The organism is Pseudoalteromonas sp. SG45-1 (genome assembly GCF_014164135.1).
In the GTDB taxonomy this organism is placed as follows: domain Bacteria; phylum Pseudomonadota; class Gammaproteobacteria; order Enterobacterales; family Alteromonadaceae; genus Pseudoalteromonas; species Pseudoalteromonas distincta.
Genome location: NZ_JACJEP010000007.1, coordinates 82,281 through 104,136, shown reverse-complemented (window position 1 = coordinate 104,136; position 21,856 = coordinate 82,281). Strand labels below are relative to the sequence as shown.

18 protein-coding genes are annotated in these 21,856 nt (G+C 39.1%); 14 read left to right on the top strand and 4 right to left on the bottom strand.

Features of this window, described 5'->3' with window-relative positions; translation table 11 throughout:
• Positions 1-58 precede the first annotated feature (58 nt).
• Positions 59-364 carry a hypothetical protein gene (locus H5117_RS08655; RefSeq protein WP_182694285.1) on the top strand — a complete coding sequence of 102 codons (306 nt, stop codon included), beginning with the start codon at positions 59-61 and terminating at the stop codon, positions 362-364.
• The gene (gene rimI, locus H5117_RS08650; protein WP_182694287.1) at positions 351-818 is read left to right on the top strand and encodes a ribosomal protein S18-alanine N-acetyltransferase; all 468 of its coding nucleotides are present in this window, start codon (positions 351-353) and stop codon (positions 816-818) included. Before H5117_RS08655 ends, rimI begins: the two co-directional genes overlap by 14 nt.
• Positions 819-891: 73 nt before the next feature.
• Here the strand turns inward: rimI and H5117_RS08645 are convergent, their stop codons facing one another.
• A complete protein-coding gene (locus tag H5117_RS08645; RefSeq protein ID WP_024596082.1) occupies positions 892-3,558 on the bottom strand; it encodes an ATP-binding protein in 2,667 nt (888 codons plus the stop codon).
• A 245-nt stretch (positions 3,559-3,803) separates the two neighbouring features.
• Here H5117_RS08645 and H5117_RS08640 point away from each other — a divergent pair, with 245 nt between their 5' ends.
• The 5 genes from H5117_RS08640 (at position 3,804) to H5117_RS08620 (ending at position 9,466) form a co-directional block, all read left to right on the top strand.
• Positions 3,804-4,007 carry a hypothetical protein gene (locus H5117_RS08640; protein ID WP_033020690.1) on the top strand — a complete coding sequence of 68 codons (204 nt, stop codon included), beginning with the start codon at positions 3,804-3,806 and terminating at the stop codon, positions 4,005-4,007.
• A 292-nt stretch (positions 4,008-4,299) separates the two neighbouring features.
• Positions 4,300-5,889 (top strand): peptide chain release factor 3, encoded by a 1,590-nt coding sequence (gene prfC, locus H5117_RS08635; protein WP_002958776.1) that lies wholly within the window; start codon positions 4,300-4,302, stop codon positions 5,887-5,889.
• 60 nt (positions 5,890-5,949) lie between these two features.
• Positions 5,950-7,692 carry an arginine--tRNA ligase gene (gene argS, locus H5117_RS08630; RefSeq protein WP_002958775.1) on the top strand — a complete coding sequence of 581 codons (1,743 nt, stop codon included), beginning with the start codon at positions 5,950-5,952 and terminating at the stop codon, positions 7,690-7,692.
• Between the two features lie 346 nt (positions 7,693-8,038).
• Complete coding sequence (pdxH, locus tag H5117_RS08625) at positions 8,039-8,677, top strand: pyridoxamine 5'-phosphate oxidase (protein ID WP_002958774.1); 639 nt, start codon at positions 8,039-8,041, stop codon at positions 8,675-8,677.
• 21 nt (positions 8,678-8,698) lie between these two features.
• Complete coding sequence (locus H5117_RS08620; RefSeq protein WP_182737241.1) at positions 8,699-9,466, top strand: TatD family hydrolase; 768 nt, start codon at positions 8,699-8,701, stop codon at positions 9,464-9,466.
• Here H5117_RS08620 and H5117_RS08615 read toward each other — a convergent pair.
• Positions 9,433-10,053: an AhpA/YtjB family protein gene (locus H5117_RS08615; RefSeq protein ID WP_002958772.1), complete on the bottom strand. Its 621-nt coding sequence runs from the start codon at positions 10,051-10,053 to the stop codon at positions 9,433-9,435. The two genes, H5117_RS08620 and H5117_RS08615, sit on opposite strands and share 34 nt — an antisense overlap.
• A gap of 152 nt (positions 10,054-10,205) precedes the next feature.
• Here H5117_RS08615 and serB point away from each other — a divergent pair, with 152 nt between their 5' ends.
• Entirely contained in the window at positions 10,206-11,234 is a 1,029-nt protein-coding gene (gene serB, locus H5117_RS08610; protein WP_182695714.1) for a phosphoserine phosphatase SerB, read from the top strand.
• 20 nt (positions 11,235-11,254) lie between these two features.
• Here serB and H5117_RS08605 read toward each other — a convergent pair whose 3' ends face one another.
• The gene (locus H5117_RS08605; protein WP_024596075.1) at positions 11,255-13,732 is read right to left on the bottom strand and encodes a PilZ domain-containing protein; all 2,478 of its coding nucleotides are present in this window, start codon (positions 13,730-13,732) and stop codon (positions 11,255-11,257) included.
• Positions 13,733-14,096: 364 nt separating this feature from the next.
• Here H5117_RS08605 and radA point away from each other — a divergent pair, with 364 nt between their 5' ends.
• Together radA and H5117_RS08595 are read left to right on the top strand one after the other, a co-directional pair.
• Complete coding sequence (gene radA / locus H5117_RS08600; protein ID WP_002958769.1) at positions 14,097-15,482, top strand: DNA repair protein RadA; 1,386 nt, start codon at positions 14,097-14,099, stop codon at positions 15,480-15,482.
• A gap of 75 nt (positions 15,483-15,557) precedes the next feature.
• Entirely contained in the window at positions 15,558-16,490 is a 933-nt protein-coding gene (locus H5117_RS08595) for a hypothetical protein (protein ID WP_002958768.1), read from the top strand.
• 53 nt (positions 16,491-16,543) lie between these two features.
• Here the strand turns inward: H5117_RS08595 and argE are convergent, their stop codons facing one another.
• Positions 16,544-17,692 (bottom strand): acetylornithine deacetylase, encoded by a 1,149-nt coding sequence (gene argE / locus H5117_RS08590; protein WP_149602219.1) that lies wholly within the window; start codon positions 17,690-17,692, stop codon positions 16,544-16,546.
• Positions 17,693-17,916: 224 nt separating this feature from the next.
• Here argE and argC point away from each other — a divergent pair, with 224 nt between their 5' ends.
• From argC to H5117_RS08570, 4 genes are read left to right on the top strand one after another with little or no spacing between them, the layout of a single operon-like run.
• Positions 17,917-18,927 carry an N-acetyl-gamma-glutamyl-phosphate reductase gene (gene argC, locus H5117_RS08585; RefSeq protein WP_182695712.1) on the top strand — a complete coding sequence of 337 codons (1,011 nt, stop codon included), beginning with the start codon at positions 17,917-17,919 and terminating at the stop codon, positions 18,925-18,927.
• The gene (gene argB / locus H5117_RS08580) at positions 18,928-19,695 is read left to right on the top strand and encodes an acetylglutamate kinase (protein WP_002958765.1); all 768 of its coding nucleotides are present in this window, start codon (positions 18,928-18,930) and stop codon (positions 19,693-19,695) included.
• Between the two features lie 7 nt (positions 19,696-19,702).
• Positions 19,703-20,635 (top strand): ornithine carbamoyltransferase, encoded by a 933-nt coding sequence (locus H5117_RS08575; RefSeq protein WP_002958764.1) that lies wholly within the window; start codon positions 19,703-19,705, stop codon positions 20,633-20,635.
• On the top strand, positions 20,632-21,834 hold the full coding sequence (locus tag H5117_RS08570) for an argininosuccinate synthase (RefSeq protein ID WP_182737240.1): 1,203 nt from the start codon (positions 20,632-20,634) through the stop codon (positions 21,832-21,834). The genes H5117_RS08575 and H5117_RS08570 overlap by 4 nt, the downstream gene beginning before the upstream one ends.
• Positions 21,835-21,856: the final 22 nt, after the last annotated feature.

Genomic DNA, 21,856 nt, shown 5'->3' with positions numbered 1-21,856 from the left:
CTTTACATCGTTTTTATTACTTCTTATATTGTTCAAATGTCTAATCTACTGAGTTGTTATGCATCCACGTTACGCAGCTATTTTTGATATAGAAAATCTTGAACTCAATCAGCATTATTGTTCTCAAACAAATGACCAAGCAGATACTTTATCGCAAAGCACGACAGCTAGTTCTTTAACGATAAATGAGCAACTATTTGCAGACATTAAGCTCAGTGCAGGGGCTATTATTATAAATAGCGTTGTACAGGGTAGTGAGATGCAATTAAACGACAATCAGCTTACATTGCCAACCCCACAGCTCAACGCCTCTGAGAAGCGTGCTTTATGGGCTTTAATGAGTGAACACCTTGATAAACTTTAAATCAGTAGATGAAACTGCAATACCTCAATTAATGACTATCGAAACAGCATGTCATAGCCATCCGTGGACTTTAAATACAATGAGTTCATGTATAGGCGGGCGCTATTTTAATGTTGCCGCATTTGATGAGGTGAGCATGATTGGTTTTTATATTGGTGAAAAAGCAGGGCCTGATTTTACGCTTATGGATATTTGTGTAACACCAAGCCACCAGGGTAAGGGGATTGCAAGGCAGTTGTTAGCCCAGTTTATTGAATATGGTGAACAGCAAAATGCTGAAAACCTCTTTTTAGAAGTACGCGAATCTAATACGCGGGCTATTGCGCTATACGAGAACGCTGGCTTTACAGAGATGTCAGTGCGTAAAAACTACTATCCAAGTGATAATCCGGCCAAAAATGGCTTTGAAGACGCTATTTTAATGGGCATGGCATTAGGTTTAAACTTTTCATAATTAAAGTCGGTGGTTAGCGTTTTAAGCATAGAGCACTAACGCACCGAACTTGTACTATTTTGTAAGTTTTCTTTTAGGTTACTTTGCCACTAATTGCTTGCTCAATGGCTGCTATTAATTTATTTACTAGCTCGTCTCTTGGCACTTTATTGTTACTTTTTAAATTTTCTTCAAGTGCCGCAGCGCTGTGGTAAATCTCATCAAAATTAAAGCATCCAGAACTACCTTTAATACTGTGCGCTATACTTCTTAATGCTTCCCAGTCATTACAATGTTGCAGAGTTTTAACTTCTTCTAAATAAGTAGGTAAGTTGGCTAAATAGTTATCAGTAATTTGCTGAAACTTTTCGCTTTTTAATAAGCTGTCCCACTTATTTTGATTATCCTTTTCAAGATGTAGGTAGCTTACGAGTACATTTTCCAGAGCATCTTTATCAATGGGTTTAGCGAGTGCTTTGTTGCAGCCAGCTTCTAGGTAAGTGCCTATATCGTGGTTCATTACATTAGCAGTAAGGGCAATAATGGGGCCATCGTATGCTGCATGACGAAGCATTTTAGTCGCTTCTAATCCGCCCATTACAGGCATTTGCATATCCATTATAATAAGCTGATAGTCATTAACGAGTGCCATTTCTACAGCTTGTGCGCCATTACTAGCAATATCGGGTTCAAGGCCCCAAGTTTGCAGTAATAATTTAATTAATAGTTGGTTATCAGGGTTATCCTCAGCGACTAAAATATTAGCCTCAAAGTTATTGGTCGCAAACGATAAGAGAGGGTCTTTCTCTGGTATTAACTGGCTTTCTTGCGTTAAAAACTCAAGCATTGGTTGATCATCAGATAACTGACACGACACCCTAATTGTAAAGCGGCTACCAACGCCAACTTCACTTTCAAGCGTTACATCGCCACCAAGTAACAGTGCTAAATTTTTAGAAATACACAACCCAAGGCCTGTACCACCAAAACGACGTGTGGTTGTGGCATCGGCTTGCTCAAACGGTTTAAACACACGCTCTATTTGATGCTCAGACATCCCAATGCCGGTATCTTTAATTACAAATTCTAGCTTTTGACTTGCTTGTAAATAATGCACGCAAATAGACACACTGCCATTTTCGGTAAATTTAACAGCGTTATTTGCAATATTTATAAGTATTTGTTTTAAGCGGGTCACATCACTATAAATGGTGCGAGGTAGCGGCAGTTGGTAATCAATATTAAGGGTTAATTGTTTTTCTTGTGCCAGTGGTTGAATAATCGATTCAATGTCATGCACAAGCTGCACTACGTTTAACGCAGACAAATCGACAGCTAGCTTTTCAGCTTCAATTTTAGATAAGTCGAGTATGTTATTTATTAACTCTAGTAAGTGTTTTGAATTACGTAAAATAGTGCTTAGATGTTGTTTGTCGTTGGCTACTTTGTCGTTGTGGAGTAATTGCTCTGTAAAGCCCATAATAGCCGTAAGTGGCGTTCGTATTTCGTGACTCATATTAGCTAAAAAACGACTTTTAAGCTGATTAGCTTGCTCGGCTTGGCCAATTGCAAGCTCTAGTTGGCTGTTCATGGCTTCAAGTGCTTTAGTACGACTTTCTACTTTATCTTCAAGGTGGTGTTTATATTCTTCAAGCTGCTGCTGGTAGTGTCTAATTTGATTAACCATGTGGTTAAAGTCGTTAAACAAAACACCCACTTCGTCATTTGTATGAGCTGGTAAGTGCACCGACAAATCGCCATCACCAACACGGTGGCTTGCAGCACCTAGTAATTCAATTGGATTAAGTAGTAAATTACGTACCACTATAAAAATTAATATTGGCAGGGTGATTATCGAAATAATAACAATTAAGCCTGTTATTAGGCTTATGGCTTTACCAGATTGATAAAGCACACCTTTGGGAATGGTTGAAACGTAATAATATCCACCGGGCATTTGTACGGCAAAAATCATTCGCTCTATTTTATCTATGCTTGAGAGTTCAATGGTAGAAAGCATGCCTATATCGGCAAGATCATGTACTTGGTTAAGTTCATATTCGCTTATGTATTGGCCGCGCATGTTGTAGTCGGAGCTAAATAAAATTTTCCCGTCTTTGGTCAACATTAAATTAAGTGTGTTGTTATATGGCGCTTCTAAAATACTGGAGTTGAGTATTGAAGGCTCTATATGTATTACAATAAAACCAAGCTGCTGTGGACGTTTCAAGTAGTAATCAACGCTGTCAATTCGTTGAATGAAATATAAGCTCGTGGTGCCATCGTCCTTTTGAATCATAAATTGCTGTGTACTTAAATTACTTTGCAATACTCGATTAAAAAATGGATAGCTTTTAGGCGCTGTTGTTAGGTTATTAGAGTAGTAGGCATCACTTTTCCCACTTGCTGAAACTAAATTAATGCTAATTATATCTGGATAAGCTTCGCTGTAACTGGCAAATACATCCATAAGCGCGCCAAGTTTTCGGGTGTAATTACCGTTGGCGCTAATATCGTTTGCTAAAAAGTCACTAAGTACTGGCGAATTTGAGAGTAGTTTTGCAGTAGAGTGAAAAGAGTCGATATAGTTGAATATTTTTTGCTGTTGTTGCTCAACAAAACGGCTCATTATTAAATCAGCTTGTTTTTGTGTTGAATTAGTGACATTGGTGAGCGTAAAGCCACCTAAAAATAGCAGTGGCAGAATAACAAGAGGTGTTATATACCATAATAATCTTATACTTAACTTACTGGTTTTCATGACCAAACGACTTATCCTCCATGCAATCTGCCAATAATATGCGTTACGACCTGATTACACAAGCTTATAGCGGTCTTGGTGGCTAAATTACAATCATTGGTTGCATGATCTTTAGCTCTTTTTTTTATGTTTAAGTTATTTAAATTTAACAAGTTACATGGATATAATATTAATTCGCTGTTTAAAAAACTTACATAGTTTTACATCTTTTAAAGTTACTAATTAAAGTTGATGCATTGCCAAGCGTGACATTAAAAGGACACGTTGACAGTCTAAGTCCAGCAAGTGGTGTAAGTTACTCCACTATTGGTGCGCATAATGCGACAGGCAACTTTACTAAAATAGCGCAGCGCCTACCGGTAAAGATTAGTTTAGATGCTAAGCAGCCTTTACTTAGTCAACTACGTGTTGGAATGTCGGTTGTACCTACTATTGATGTTGTTAAGTAACTACTCATTTTTATTTAAACGATCTACGAGCAAATTGTAGGTCGTTTAAATATCGCTTGCTGTACACATTTATTTTAAAGCTAAGATATTTTTAAGTAGATAGCACACTTTTATACCGACTCCTGTTACAATTGCCATTATTAAAAAATCAACTATTGACGCTTTATTATCAGCTGTTTGCAACGTGAAAATCAGCGAGAATAGTAGTTAATTACGATCAACATAACGGGTTTACTCGCAGACGCTTATTAAAATGCATTCAACCCCGCATATAAACTAAAAGAATTTATCAATGGCAGACCAGACTATTATCAATGAAATCAGCAAGCGAAGGACCTTTGCTATCATCTCTCACCCGGATGCTGGTAAAACAACGATTACCGAAAAAGTATTGTTATTCGGACAAGCTATTCAAAGAGCTGGTACTGTAAAAGGTCGCGGCTCTAACCAGCATGCTAAATCTGACTGGATGGAAATGGAAAAAGAGCGTGGTATATCAGTTACTACGTCTGTAATGCAATTTCCATATAACGACGCACTTGTTAATTTACTTGATACGCCAGGACACGAAGATTTCTCTGAAGATACGTACCGTACATTAACAGCAGTAGATTCGTGCTTAATGGTTATTGATGCGGCTAAAGGTGTAGAAGACCGTACCCGTAAGCTAATGGAAGTTACACGCCTGCGTACCACACCTATTGTTACGTTTATGAACAAATGTGACCGTGATATTCGCGACCCAATGGAAGTGCTGGACGAAGTTGAAACAGAGCTAAATATTGCCTGTGCACCCATTACTTGGCCAATTGGTTGTGGTAAAGAATTCAAAGGTGTTTATCACATTCATAATGATGAAGCTGTTTTATATAAAACGGGCCAAGGTCATAAAATTCAAGATGTTCGCACAATTAAAGGCCTTGATAATCCAGAGTTAGATATTGCCATTGGTGAAGACTTAGCTGCGCAGTTACGTGATGAGCTTGAGCTTGTTATTGGTGCATCAAACGAATTTGATTTAGATTTGTTTTTAGCCGGTGAGCTTTCGCCAGTTTATTACGGTACCGCACTTGGTAACTTTGGTGTTGATCACGTGTTAGATGGTTTAACTAAGTGGGCGCCAACGCCATTACCACGTGAAACCGAAGATAGACTAATTGTTGCAACTGAAGAAAACTTTACCGGGTTTGTATTTAAAATTCAGGCCAACATGGACCCTAAACACCGTGACCGTATTGCATTTATGCGTATTGTATCGGGTAAGTACAGCCAAGGCATGAAAATGAATCACGTGCGAATTGGCAAGCAAGTGAGCATTTCTGATGCGGTAACCTTTATGGCGGGCGATCGTGAACGTGCCGCAGATGCTTTCGCTGGCGACATTATTGGCTTGCATAACCACGGTACAATTCAAATTGGTGATACGTTCACGCAAGGCGAAAAACTTAAATTTAGTGGTATTCCTAACTTCGCCCCTGAACTATTTCGTCGTATTCGCCTTCGCGATCCGCTTAAGCAAAAGCAATTATTAAAAGGCTTAGTACAGCTTTCTGAAGAAGGGGCTGTACAGGTATTTAGACCACTTATTAATAACGACTTAATAGTAGGCGCGGTAGGCGTACTTCAGTTTGATGTGGTTGTAGCACGTTTAAAAGCAGAATATAACGTTGATGCTATTTATGAAGGCGTAAACGTGAATACGGCACGCTGGGTAAGCAGTGATGACGTTAAAAAGTTTGAAGAATTTAAACGTAAATGCGAAAGCAATTTAGCACTCGATGGCGGTGATAACTTAACTTACATTGCGCCGAGCCGTGTAAACCTTAACTTATCGGTCGAGCGTTACCCAGAAGTAACGTTTAGCCATACACGCGAAAACTAGAGCTCATTTACAAGAATTAAAAGAAAACCTGCTTTGGCGGGTTTATAAAGGTAAAAAAATATGAATATTCGTACTATTTTAATTGAAAAAGCCATTGCAGCTATGGTCGGTGCAGGCTTACCTGAAGATACAAACCCGGCAGTAACGCAAAGCACGCGTCCACAATTTGGTGATTACCAAATTAATGCAGCCATGGGCGCAGCTAAAAAAATGAAAAGCAATCCACGTGAGCTTGCACAAAAAATTATTGATAACCTTGATGTAAGCGATATTGCACAAAAGACTGAAATTGCGGGTCCTGGTTTTATTAATATCCATTTAAAGCCTGAGTTTTTAGCGCAAAGCGTTAAAGCGGCTAACAATGATGCTAAACTAGCTGTAAACGAGCACGCTAAGCCACAAAAAGTTGTTGTTGATTATTCATCACCAAACCTAGCTAAAGAAATGCACGTAGGTCATTTACGTTCAACTATTATTGGTGACTCAATTGTACGTGCGCTTGAATTTAGAGGCGATACGGTTGTACGTCAAAATCACATGGGTGATTGGGGTACGCAATTTGGTATGTTAATCGCGCATTTAGAAGATCAAATTAGCCAAGGCGTTGACTTAGATACTGTTGCGCTTGCTGATTTAGAAACTTTTTACCGCGATGCTAAAAAACGCTTTGACGACGAAGAAGGCTTTGCAGATAAAGCACGTGACTACGTTGTTAAATTACAAGGCGGCGATGCGCATTGTGAAAAACTTTGGAAACTATTTATAGCCACCTCAGTTAAACACTCTGAAGAAGTATACAAGCGTTTAAATGTAACGCTTACCCAAGCCGATATTATGGCTGAAAGCGCATACAATGCAGAGCTTAACGATATTATTAGCCTACTTAAAGATAAAAACATTGCCGTAGAGTCGCAAGGCGCGCAAGTGGTGTTTTTAGATGAGCTAGCTAATAAAGATGGCGAGCCATCAGCCTTTATCGTACAAAAATCTGGCGGTGGTTTTTTATATGCAACAACAGACTTAGCGGCATGTGACTACCGTTCAAATAAATTAGGTGCTGATCGCATCTTAATTTTTGTAGATGCACGTCAAAATCTACACTTTAACCAAGTAGAGCTAACAGCGCGTAAAGCTGGTTTATTAAGAGACGAAACAAGCTACGAGTTTTGCCCGTTTGGCACCATGATGGGCGCCGATAATAAACCATTTAAAACACGTACTGGCGGCACAGTAAAACTTGCTGATTTATTAGAAGAGTCAATTAACCGCGCAGCAGCAAAATTAGCTGAACGTGAGTCTGATTTAAGTGATAGCGATCGCAGCGAAATTGCCCGTAAAGTAGGTATTGGCGCAGTTAAATATGCCGACCTTTCTAAGCACCGTACCAGTGATTACATTTTTAACTGGGACAGCATGCTAAGTTTTGAAGGCGCAACCGCTCCTTACTTACAATATGCTTATACACGCGTACGCAGTATTTTCCGTAAGTCAGGCGTTGATGCTGCTACATTAAATTCAGACGTTGCAATTGTTGAGCCTCAAGAAAAAGCACTTGCACTTAAGCTACTACAGCTCGAAGAAGTACTTGATTTAATGATCAGCGAAGCAACACCGCACGTACTATGTGGTTACTTATACGAGCTTGCAAGCTTATACATGACATTTTACGAAGCCTGCCCAGTACTTAAAGAAGGCGTAGAGCCAAGCGTGCGCGATAGCCGTTTAGTGTTGTGTAATTTGGTTTCAAGAACATTAGAAACGGGATTAGACTTACTCGGCATTGAAGTCATGGAGCAAATGTAATCACCTTCTGCTGCGTGTAGTTCGCTTTAGCTGCGTTGGTAAAACTATTTAGCCTAAGTCACATACAAACCGTATGCTCCTTGGCATAAATAGTTTTACCGCCTTGCTAGCACTCCTACACTTGCAGATATCTGAGCTGTGTAGTTTGCGTTGTAGGTTGGGTTGAGTGAAACGAAACCCAACGATACACCTGAGACTCTATGTTTACTGCTATGGAATACACCCGAGACTCGGTGTTATTGCTATCACATATACCTGAATCTTAATATTTGTTACTACTCAATATCTATTGTTTTAAGCTCGCTACTCTAAGCTCTTTTCTAAGTCTTTATTTAAAGGATTTGTTATGAAACTCGAAGATATCCGCCGTGAATACCTGCAAGACGCGTTAAGCGAAGATAACTTGCAAGATGACCCATTCAAGCAGTTTGAAACATGGCTTGAGCATGCTGTAGCAAGCCAATTACCCGATCCAACAGCGATGGTTGTAGCAACTGTTGATGAAACCGGTCAGCCTTCACAGCGTATAGTGCTTTTAAAGCACCTGGATGATAACGGCTTTGTATTTTTTACCAATACAGGTTCGCGTAAAGCGCAGGAGCTTAAAGGCAATAACAAAATTTCCTTGCACTTTCCTTGGCATCACATGGAACGCCAAGTTATTGTTTATGGCGAGGCTAAACCATTACCAACTTCTGCTGTGGCAAAGTACTTTTTATCTCGTCCTAAAGAAAGCCAATTAGCAGCGTGGGCATCAGCGCAAAGCCGTCCGGTGTCATCACGTAAAGTACTAATGGAAACCTTTGCTAATATGAAAAATAAGTTTGCTAAAGGTGAAATTCCATTACCTGATTTTTGGGGCGGTTATTGTGTAGTGCCCACTAAAATTGAGTTTTGGCAAGGTGGGGCGCATCGTTTACATGATCGTTTTATGTATCAGCGCCAAGCAGATAACAGCTGGCAAATTACACGCTTAAACCCTTAATAAATAGATGAGTAAGTAACCGTGCAATTTATTGACTCTCATTGCCACCTCGATTTTAGTGAGTTTGATTCAAGTCGTGAATCGCTGATAAACGAGTGCGTCGCAAAGGGAGTTAATCAGTTTGTTGTACCGGGTATTACGCTTGCTCAATCGCATACTCTTATAGAGCTCAAAGCAACCTATCCAAGTATAAAAATAGCGGCAGGGCTGCACCCTTATTTTTTAAAACAGCATGAAGAATCGCACATAGAAGCATTATTCGAGTTTGCAACTACAAATAAGCATCAGTTAGTGGCCATTGGTGAGTGTGGGCTTGATAGAAGCATTGAAAACCTCTCTAAACAAACTTATTTATTTGAACAGCAAATAGGGCTTTCTAATGAGCTAAGCTTACCGCTCATTGTACATCATAGGCAAAGCCATGATTTAATTGCGCAAGCGTTTAAACGTTGTAAGCCAAAAAATGGGGGAGTGATTCATGCATTTTCAGGTTCAATCCAACAAGCGAAGTATTATATCAAACAGGGCTTTAAGCTTGGCGTAGGCGGTGTTATTACCTATCAACGTGCAGTTAAAACCCGTGCTGTTATTGCCGCTATTGAGCCCGAGCACTTAGTGCTTGAAACAGATTCACCTTCAATGCCTTTAAGTGGCTACCAAGGGGAGGTTAACACGCCATTGCATCTACCTGATGTGTTTGGCGCACTATGTGATTTAAAGCCACACAGCGAAAAAGAGACGCTTGCAAAGCAACTTTATGATTCTTGTTCAGATGTTTTTTGCATATAACGATTTACCTGCCAGCGCTTTAATCCACGGCCTAACTGCCACGTAAAAATACAAGCAATCACTAGCATTAGTAAAACCTGCCTGCCTAAGTCATGAAAATGATTATGGCTGTCGGATATTGCAGCGCGAGTTAAATAAGTAATAGATACAAAACCTATAGGGCGGTCATCATCGCTTATAACAGGTTCCATAAAAGGTGTTTTTAACTTACTTATTCCGGGGGTAGAATCGGAAAGTTGACCATAAACATGATGCGACTGCCAATTGTCGCTACTGGCTAATAAAATACCCTGTTGATCGTAAATAGTGGCCGAAAGCACGAACTCATCTTTACTTATATCGTTACAAATTGCATTGAGCTGGGGTTTATTTTTTTCGATTAAAGGTGTTTTAACATTTAAAGCCATAAACTGAGTGAGGCTTTTGGCGGTGCTGTCGGCGCTATCGTAAAGTAACTGGTGGCTCTGAAAACTACTATTAACACCCACCCAGCTTAGTAATACAAAACAGCCAGCCGCAAGAATTAAGCGAACGAGTCGCTTTCTTTGGGATGCGCTTATAGGGTTTTTAATATGGTTATTTTTCATAGTCACCGTTTATGCTACTGACAGCATTTTGATTTGATGTTACAACTACACTAACTATAACCTTAAACCCCACCTGATGGCGAATTTAGTGTTGAGAATAGCAGTTTTGAGATGCCAACTATCAGGAAAATAAAAATAAACACGGAGATCCCATGTCGCAAATCAACATGGCACAGCAAGCTGCTGAGCAACCATTACAACACTTAACTCTAAATAAATGGTTTAGCTATAGTGGTGGTGTATCTACACCTCTCGATTATATTCCAAACAAAGCATTAGGGTTATTTAGCATCGCATTTGCAGGTGATTTTGAAGAAAAACACATTGCCAGTATTGTTGACTTTTTAGCGACACATAACCAAAAAGTCACCGCTATATGCCAATACCAACCTGATTTAGGGCTTGCACCAGCACTGTGTTTTTACGCGCAAAATGCAGATAAAACTATAAACCCGTTAGTACTACAAGAATTTTCAAACACGCTTGATTGTCAATTAGTGCAAGTTGATACGCCGCCTAATTTATATGAGCCAGGTTTATTGGTTATGGATATGGACTCAACTGCAATAACTATTGAGTGCATAGACGAAATAGCACGCCTTGCGAACGTATACGATGAAGTTGCCTCTGTAACTGCACTTGCAATGGCGGGTAAACTTGATTTTAGTGAGAGTTTACATCAGCGTGTAGCTAAGCTTGAAGGTATTGAAAAAAGCTTAATTGAAGAGCTGAAAAGTACATTACCATTGATGCCTGGTATTAAAATACTGTGCCAAATTTTAAAGCAACATAAGTGGTATTTGGCGATTGCCTCAGGTGGTTTTGTGCCTTTTGCAGAGCGTGTACAAGAGCTGATTAATTTAGATGAAGTGCACGCTAATGAGCTCGAATTTAAAGACGACAAGCTAACAGGTAAAGTACTGGGTACGATTGTCGATGCACAGCAAAAAGCGGTCGTTTTAGAGGTGCTTCAGCAAAAGCTAGGGCTTAAAAAAGCACAAACTGTAGCTATTGGAGATGGCGCAAATGATCTAGTCATGATGGCAAAAGCAGGCCTAGGTGTGGCCGTACATGGTAAGCCAAAAGTGGTTGAGCAAGCACAGGCGGCTATTTGTGATGGGTCATTATTGCAATTGTTGTATATGTTGGCTATTCCGTTAGAAAAACAACCAACACTTTAAAATAAATTAAGTTAAACCGCTTAACGTAAGCGGTTTAACCAAATTAGCTTACGGCGGCTCATTTGTGCTACTTGCTCTTTTTTTAGTTCTAAATGGCTTAGCGCTTCTTCAGTTATATCTACTACATCACCTACACCAGCTACGGCCCATAAGGCTTCTTCTAAATCTTTAGCTTTGTGCATTGCGTACTGACTTACGTATTTTAGCTCATTAGAAAGATAATCAGTATCGGGGCGACCTGTGCGCGATATATACAAACGCATTACGAATATAAGTTGCGATGTAATACCTTTACTAATTTGTTTATAAAAGCTTGAGTAGTCTTCACCTAAAGCGCATTGGCTAACAATAGCCTCTTCAATACTGCCTTTTCGAGGATCGAAGTTAATAGCAAGTGTAAAAGCAAGCGGTGCATCTTGGCGGCTGCGATCTTTAATATTTGGTGTTATTACATTAATAATTTGCTCTTCGGTCAGAATGCTCGAAAAGTCAGTTTTGTTACTTAATAAACCAAAGTTTTGCAAAATCACGTGCATAGGGCTGGCGTATAACCCATATCCAATTGCGCCGGTTTTAAAGTGTGCAGCTTCTTTGTGTAAATATAGCGGAAATTGGCAAACGCTTTTTGTAACCATATTTCTAAGTGCGGTAGATAAGCCTTCTACTTTAGGTGCTTCTTCAGATACTTTAAGTTTGTCTTTATTACCTTCTATTAGCTGAGTGAAAAAGGTCACGCCAGCATGGGGTAAATCAGCAATACGATTTGCTTTTAGGTTAATAGTAGTAAATGACTTACTGATGGCCATTACTTCGTACTTTAGTTCACTAAGCTTATGCTTTTTAGTTATTTTTTGAAGTTCAGGGAATGCTAAAAGTACTATATCGCCTTTTTTAAATGTGGCAGGTTGTTCGCACTCTAACTGCAAACCCATTACCGAAAAGTCACGTGTATAGCCGTTAAATACCTCATCATTAATAGTGACACTAACAGGTGTTTTATAAAGGTAGCGCTTATGCGAGCGTAAATTTACGTATTCAAGTGGCACAATATCTAAGTAGGGTGGTGTTTTGTGTTTTGCGTGGCCAAAGTGCTTGAGCTGATTTACTAATGCTTTATCAAAAGTAAGTTGTTTATAATTTGCTTGTTCAGCTTTATTGCCAATATTTGTAAGTACAACAATATACTTAACATCTTTTATAAGGCCTTTTACACGAGGTGAAGGCGGCTTATTTAATTTTTCTATATTTTCACCGGCACTATTAGGTAGTGAAAGCGGTATAAAAGAATCATCTGGATGACTTGGCATTACTTGTATTTTAAAGCACTGCCAGCTCTCTTTTTGGCTACCAAAACCTAAAAATAGATCACGTAATTTAGGGTTGTTATTTAACTCTGTACGCGTCGCTGAGTAGTAATAAATTTTACCTGATGATATATGTGTAAATGTATAGAGGTAATCTTCTTTTACTGCGGTAATTTGAGTTAGTAATTGTGTAATACGCTGATGATTAAGTATATTGTACAAACACGGTATTTTTCTTTCATCGGTAAAGTAGCGCTGAATAAAAATATTATTTTCAGTGGTAAGGCTAAGGCTTGGGTAATATTGCTCATCTTTTTTACTTAAAAACACATATAAAGACGTTACGCGAGGAATGTAGTACTGCTCATACCCCTTTGATACTACAGCATCGAGCGTATTATCTAGATTTACTTTATAACGACGCTTATTACCATGAATAAAACTTTCTAAAAAGTCATTAAAGGCATCGTTGTTTTCTATATAAGTGCGCTTTAAGCGGATGTGATTAAATTCACGAGAGATATTTTCTACTGCAACAACTTCGTATTGAATACCGTTTTTTAGGCCAAGTTCAAAGTCTTGCTCAAGGCCTACTAAGCGCATTGCGATGAGTTCGCCTTTTTTTATAGAGTAGCGCGTTGCAAGCTTAACTTTACAACCGCTTAAAGATATATCTGAGGTGCTAGCAGCAATGTTCTTTTTATCTTTGTAATCAATCGTTACTTTTATTGAGTAATTCATCCGTTCTTCACGGCGGCTCTCGTAAGAGGCAAACTTAATTACTTCAGTGTTTAAGTTATTTTCTAACTCTTGTAACTCTGATTTTTCGGCTGCTTGTTTTTGTAATACGCGGTGGTTATTTTCTGTATTCATTACGGCTTCGTAAACAGCTAAGGTGTATTCACCATGTTGTTTAAGCGCTTTTTCAAACACTTCAATGGCTGTGTCATCCATAAAGTGTTGCTTGCCGTTATGCTCATATGGTTTTACTTGGCCTGTCACTAATCCACGAAGATCAACAAAACGTGCCACTGGCTGAGATAAACGCGACATTTCCATTTTCATTAAAAATTGCTCAGGTTTAGTTAACCCTGCGGTTTTTGATTTGAAAATTAGATCAAATTTAGCGTTGCCTAAATATGTTTTTAACTCATTCACGAGGTCTTCGTGTTTGAGCATTATGTCATCAGCCATTTATAAAACCATCACCGTCTAATTGAAAAAGTAGGTATACTGTTAAGTCCATTTATTAGAAGTTCAATAAACGTTAAATCGCGCTATGTTATTAATATAGGTACAGTTATTTGAGTTACTACTGTTTAGCTCTTGTTATGTATGTGTTATTTGCCATTTTATTGGCAAGTTACTTTAAACTATTACAAAGCAAAAAGTATGCCCTAAATTATAGCTAAAAAGAAACACCATGTGTATTTATTGATTGTGACGATAGATTTTTAAGCAGGCAAGAGTTTGTTGCTAAGTAAATGCCTGAAATGGCAAAATAAGCGCTTAATAGTAAGAATTTTTTTTAATTAAAGAATAGTAGGTAAAGTTATCAATGGCTAAAGCGGCAAAAGTAGAATTTGTTTGTACCGAATGTGGCATGAACTATCAACGTTGGCAGGGTCAATGTCGCTGCGGTGCGTGGAACACATTAGCGGAATTTAAGCCTTCAGCAGGGCACAGTAAAAAAGCATCAATACGAGCAAACGTTGGTGGTTATGCTGGTGGTGTTGGTGGTGGCTCTAAAAAAATCAATGATATTGCTACATCAGAGGCTGAAAAGCAGCTAACTGAAATCGGCGAGCTTGATCGCGTACTAAGCGGCGGGGTGACTACTGGCTCTGTTAATATAATTTCCGGCGATCCGGGGGCGGGTAAGACAACTTTGCTATCTGACCTAGTGGCGAGAATGTCACAACGGATGCCGTCACTTTACTGTACGGCAGAAGAATCTTTATCGCAGTTTAAAAACAGGGTAAATCGTTTAAAGTTAAACTATAACCCGGACGAGCTTTATTTACTTTCAGAAACGAGCGTTGAAACCATCATCGAAGAGCTCGAGAAAAATAAAATTAAGTTTGCTGTTATTGACTCTATTCAAGCTGTTGTAACCGATACGGCAAATGGTAGCCCAGGTTCGCCTTCGCAGGTAAAAAGCGCCGCCCAAGCATTAACTCAGTACTGTAAGCAAAATGATGTAACCATGTTCATTATTGCTCACGTAAATAAAAATAACGAAATAGCAGGCCCTCAAACACTTGTACATATTGTTGATGCGCTTTTACACATAGATACCAACGATGGGCAAATACGAACCCTTAGGGCAAATAAAAACCGCTTTGGTGATATTGATACTGTTGGCATTTTTAAAATGTGTGAACGTGGAATGTTAAGCGTTGATAATCCAAGTGAAATATTTTTATCGGGTTCAACCACCGACTCACCTGGCTCTACTATTACCTGTATTCGTAAAGGGAATCGTAATTTATTGCTTGAGATTCAATGTTTAACTACCGAAACAGAAGCTGAATTTCCGCAGCGTGTTTGTGTTGGTTTAAATATGAATCGTATAAAAATGCTGACCGGTATATTACGTAAGCATACTAAAACTAAAATATTTCACGATACGTTTTTTAATATTGTGGGTGGTTTAAGAATTGATGAGACAGAAACCTGCATCGATTTAGCATTAGTAACCGCGTTACTTAGCAGTTTAAACGAATTTGTTGTACCTCGTACCACGTGTATTATGGGAGAACTTAGCTTAAACGGCGATGTACGCCCAATAGACAGTGGTGTACCGCGTGTTAAAGAGGCTGCACAACATGGTTTTACAGAAATATATATTCCATTTCGCAATTACCATAAATCGATGGAAGGGCTAGGCGCTAAAATTACCCCTGTAAAAACCGTACATGAGTTACTTAGTTTGATTAATTAACACTTATCGGTGATGTTCTTCAGTGTTACTCTTAAGTTGAGACACTTTATAGAAAGAATTAAATAAGGAAATGACATGAAAAAATTAGTTATAGTTGCAGCTCTTGTGGCCGCAGGCGTGGGTGGTGTTAGTTACGCAAACTACGTAGCAACTCAAGAAGTGCGTGCAGAAGTAGATAAGCAACTTGCTTTAGTAAGCGAGCAAACTGGCGCTACATTTAAATACGCTGGTTTATCGGCAAGTGTTATTTCAAAGAGTGTAGAAATAACAAACATGGAAGTAATAAGCCCTGAAGGTGACAATGTTGCTAATATTCAAAGCATTGAAATAACTGGCTACGAGCCGGATAAAATATCACCACATACATCATTTGATGTAAAAAGCTTTCAGTTTGATAAAAGCTTCGTATCAAAATTACCAGCTGATACAAACGAAATGTTAGCGTCGGCAAGTTACGACTTACATTCATCACTTGATTACGATGAAGAGTCTGGCAATAGTGATGTAGTAGTTAAGCTTGATGCAAAAGACATTGTTAGTTTTAATATGGATATGGGTTTAGCTAATTCAAAAGCGTTAATGGATGCTTCATTGGCTATTAGCAAGGCGCAGCAAGAAGCGGGTGATCAACCGCTGACGTATGAGCAAGAATTACAGCAGCAAACACTTGTTATGCAAGCAATGAGTAAATTAGAGCCGCGTAATGTTAGCTTTGCCTTAAATAACCAGGGTAAATTAAAAGATTTACTCTCAAGCGAGCTTGAAAAGCAAGGTATGACGCTTGAGCAAATGGAAATGACGCTAGAGCAACAGTTACAACAAGCTCCTGTAACTGAAGATATTGCAGAGGCTTTAACTAGCTTTGCGAAAGGTTTAAATTCATTCAGTGTGTCTGCAAAGCTACCTGAAGGTAAAACTATGATGGAAATTAACCAACAAGTTATGATGCTAGTAGGGCAACCTGAAGAGCTAGTTAAGTTTATTAACTTAGAAGTTAAAGGTGATTAGGCCTTAGTTCTGTATTAATAAAGGCGCCAATTGGCGCCTTTATTGTAATCTTATTAGCTAAAGCAATTTGCTTTTATAAGATCAGTGATTATTTGTTGTGATGGTTTTATTTTTTCCATCGCTAAAAATTCATCAGGCTGGTGTGCTTGGTTAATTGAGCCTGGGCCCATTACAATCGTTTCACAACCGAGTTGCTGGATAAACGGCGCTTCAGTGCAGTAATTTACTGCGACCGCTTTTTGCCCCGCTATTTTTTCAGCCATTTTTACTAAAGCACTGTCGGTGCTCCCACTAAATGCCGGTATTGGTTCATGTAAATCAATAACGCTCACCGCATTTGGGTATTGCTGATTTATCTCTTTCGTTGCATCGAGTACTAATGCTTGTAGTTCTTGTACACTTAAACCTGGTAATGGGCGCATATCTATATGCATTTCACAGCAACCACAAATTCTATTCGCGTTATCGCCGCCATGAATATTACCTAAGTTTAATGTTGGATAAGGGATTTCGAAGTGGTTTATTGAATACTTATGCTTTAATTGTTCTTTTAAGATCATCAATTTTGTAATCACTTTATGCATTACTTCAATGGCGTTAAGACCACGTTCGGGATCGGAGCTATGCCCAGAGCGACCAACCACTCTTATTGCTGTACTCATATGGCCTTTGTGCATAAATACTGGCGTCATATCAGTAGGTTCGCCTATTATACAACGCGCAGGTTTTAAATTCGGGTGCTTACATATTTGTTGTGCACCAGCCATCGTTGTTTCTTCGTCGGCGGTGGCAAGGATTAAAATAGGCTGAGTTTGCTGCTTTTCATCAAGTTCACTAATCGCTTGTAATACAAAAGCAAAAAAGCCTTTCATATCAATACTTCCTAGCCCATACAATTTGTTATCGAGTTCGGTAAGTTTAAATGGATTATGATTCCAACGACTGTCATCAAAAGGTACTGTGTCGGTATGACCAGCTAGCATTAATCCGCCATCACCTTCTCCGCGTTTTGCTAATAAATTATAGCGCCCTTTACCTCCTTCTAATTCTATAATTTCACACGTAAAACCGATTGTTTCGCACCAACTGGCTAGGAGTTCAATTACGTTTTTATTGCTCATACACAGGTTGTCTTCAATAGCACTAATAGAAGGGGCTGCAATCAATTGTTGGTACATGGAAATAAACGAAGGCAAAGGCATAAAAAAATCCAAAATTATTATTCAATTTAATTGCATAACAATATAAAAGTATTTATGATGAATATCAATTCACTTTTTAAGCATAAATATATTAAAAGTAACGCCATGAAAATAATGCGACGATAATCAAAATTCATTAATAAAAAAGACTTAATTAGCGTCTAAGCTAGTTTAAGCGAACATTATAGATAAGTAGTAATTAATTTTAAGATAACGAGTAACAAATGAATGTAGTGATTATTGGCGCAAGCGGATACAGCGGCGCAGAGTTAGCAAGTTTAGTTGCTAAGCATCCAAACTTAACTTTAACAGGCTGTTATGTATCTGAGGGTAGCTTAGATAAAAATAAATTGCTAAGTGATTTATACCCAGAGCACCTTGGCTTACTAGACTGCCCTTTACTTCCTCTTAGCGTATCAGCTTTTGATGACATTCAAAGTGATGCTGATTACGTATGCTTATGTACCGATCACAAAGTAAGTGTTGATCTAGCGCCGCAATTTTTAGCTATGGGTAAAAAGGTATTTGATTTATCTGGTGGCTATCGTTTAGCAAGCAATGACGACTACGTTACTTACTATGGTTTTGAGCATCAACATCCAGAGCTTTTAAATGAAGCGGCTTACGGTCTAGCTGAGTGGAACCATGATGCTATCGCTAATGCAAAGCTAATTGCTGTTGCAGGCTGTTACCCAACAGCAGCGCTTAATGCGCTAAAACCGCTTAAGCAAGCAGGCTTATTAAGCAGCGAAAGTATTATTATTAATGCGGTTTCGGGCGTTACAGGCGCAGGGCGTAAAGCCAGTGTAGGAACGCATTTTTGTGAAGTGTCGCTTGCACCTTATGGTTTGTTTAACCATCGCCACGGCCCTGAAATTGAACAACACCTTGGCCACAAAGTGTTGTTTACACCGCATCTAGGTAATTTTCCGCGCGGTATTTTAGAAACTATTTATGTACAGCTTAAGCCAGGCGTTACCAAGGAAAACGTTGCATCGGCTTATCAAGTACTTTCGAGCGAGCCATTAATTCGTTTATTAGGCGATAAAGTACCTTCAATTAAAGGTGTAGCTAAGCAGCCATTTGTTGATATTGGCTGGCAGCAACAAGGAACGCAGTTAATTGTGATGTCTGCTATTGATAACTTATTAAAAGGCGCTGCTGGACAAGCTTTGCAGTGTATTAATATTTCTATGAATTTAGATCATACCACTGGTTTAAGAGGAGCGTTTTAAATGAGTAAAAAAACGTGGGTAATTAAGCTAGGTGGTGCAGTACTTAATACAGAAAATGCAGCAAAAGCGTTGTTTGATGTATTAAATGAGCAAACAAATGATGAATTTGTCATTGTACATGGCGGTGGCGCTTTAGTTGATACATGGTTAAAACAAGCGGGTTTTGCCAGTGCTAAACACCAAGGATTACGTATTAGCCCAGCAGAGCAAATGCCTTATATAGTGGGTGCGCTTGCAGGTTGCGCTAATAAACAATTAATGACTCAAGCTATTAGTGCTGGGCACAAGCCTGTCGGCTTAAGTCTTTTTGAGGCAGGTGTTACTGCCACTCAAAAGCTAAAAGCGCTTTGCTTAGTGGGTAAATGTAAAAGCAACGACGATTCTATTGTTAATGATTTACTTAAAATCGGTCGCCTACCGATTGTTAGCTCTATAGGCTTTGATGAGCAAGGGCTTTGGTACAACGTAAATGCAGATGAAGCAGCAGCGGCTATTGCTAGTAACTTAAATGCTGAGCTTATTTTTATGACGGATGTTGAAGCAGTGCTTGATGAAAATAAACAGCCGTTACATCAACTTGACACAAAACACATTGATACTTTAATTACAAATGGAGTAATTGTGGGCGGGATGGAGGTCAAAGTTAAGACCAGCCTTCACGCTGCCCAACATTTACGACGCGGTGTGTATATTTCCAGCTGGCAAAAGCCAGAAAATTTAACTGCTCTGCTACAAGGCGAGCATGTCGGAACTAAGATTACACCATAGGTTTATTATGTTTGAGAATTTTTTAACGGGTTTAGAGTTAGACCAAGAAGGCGCACTTAATTTATTAAAGTTAGCGCAAGATATAAAAGCAAAACCAGAAAAATACAGCAATGTATTAGCGGGAAAATCAATCGTAACATTGTTTGAAAAACAAAGTTTACGTACTCGCTTATCGTTTGATATAGGTATTAACCGCCTTGGTGGCCATGCAGTTTATTTAGATCAGCAAAATGGCGCTATGGGTGCACGTGAATCAATTAAAGATTTCGCACTTAATATTTCTACTTGGGCCGATGGTATTGTTGCGCGCGTAAATCAGCACAGCACATTAACTACATTAGGTGAATACGCATCAGTACCGGTAGTAAATAGTTTGTGTGATTTATACCACCCATGCCAAGCGCTTGCTGATTTTTTAACGCTTCAAGAAGTTCACGGCGATGTGAGCGAGCTTAAAGTGGCTTACTTAGGTGAGGGCAACAATGTAACTCATTCATTAATGCTTTTAGCGGCAACGCTTGGCACTGATTTTGTTGCTGTAACGCCAAAAGGCAGCTCGCCTGATTCGCAAATCCTTAAAAAGGCAGAGCAAATAGCGGCAATGAATGGCGCATCAGTGATGGTAAGTGACCGTGTTGAAGCGGCTGTTGGTGCAAACGTTGTATATGCAGATACATGGGTATCAATGGGTGATACAACACCGCTTGAGCAAGTTAAAGAAAAATATATGCCTTATCAATTAAATCAGGCATTGCTAGATCAAACCGGTGCAACTACGGTATTACATTGCCAACCGGCACACCGTGAATTTGAAATTACCTCTGAGGTAATGGATGGTCCAGCATCGAAAATTATTCAACAAGCAGAGAATCGCATGCACGCGCAAAATGCTTTGCTAGTTACATTACTAAATCCAAATTTTGTTAAGGAACACCTATGAGTTCAATTAAAAAAGTCGTTTTAGCCTATTCAGGTGGTCTTGATACATCGGCTATCGTGCCATGGTTAAAAGAAAACTACGGTTGTGAAGTTGTTGCGTTTGTAGCGGATGTAGGTCAAGGCGCAGAAGAACTTGAAGGCGTAGAAGCTAAAGCAATCGCTTCAGGTGCTTCAGAATGTTACGTAGTTGATTTAAAAGATGAAATGGTAAGTGATTACATTTATCCAACACTTAAAACGGGCTCGATTTACGAAGGTACTTATTTACTAGGTACGTCTATGGCGCGTCCTATTATTGCTAAAGCACAAGTTGAAATTGCACGTAAAGTAGGTGCTGATGCACTTTCTCATGGTTGTACTGGTAAAGGTAATGACCAAGTTCGTTTTGAATCATGTTTTGCAGCCCTTGCTCCAGATTTAAAAGTAATTGCGCCATGGCGTGAGTGGGACTTATCGAGTCGTGAATCATTACTTGATTACTTAGCAGAGCGTGACATTCCGTGTTCAGCATCTGCTACAAAAATTTATAGCCGTGATGCTAACGCTTGGCATATTTCGCACGAAGGTGGTGAGCTTGAAGATCCATGGTGCCAACCAACTGAGCTAGTATGGACTTGGACTAACTCTCCAGAGCAAGCACCAGATAAATCAGAACTAGTAACTTTAAAAGTTGTTGAAGGCGAAGTGGTTGCTGTAAATGGCGAAGAACTTAAACCATATGACTGTTTAGTTAAATTAAACGATATTGCATCACCTCATGGCGTTGGGCGTGTTGATATTGTAGAAAACCGTTTAGTAGGTATGAAGTCACGCGGTTGTTATGAAACACCAGGTGGCACAGTAATTATGGCTGCGCTTCAAGCCATTGACGAGCTAGTGCTTGATAAAGCAAGCCGTAAATGGAAAGAAGTACTAGGTGGTGAATTTTCACATTTAGTGTACGACGGACGTTGGTTTACACCACTTAAAGATTCTATTTTAGCCGGTGCAGAAGCACTTTCTAAAGTGGCAACAGGTGAAGTGGTACTTAAGCTATATAAAGGTCAAGTAACTGCGGTTCAAAAGCAATCACCAAATAGCTTATACAGCGAAGCATTTGCTACATTTGGCGAAGATGATGTATATGACCAGTCACACGCTGAAGGCTTTATTCGTTTATTCTCGCTTTCAAGCAGAATTTCAGCATTGGCTAAAAAGTAAATTATTTATAGCCCCTTATAAA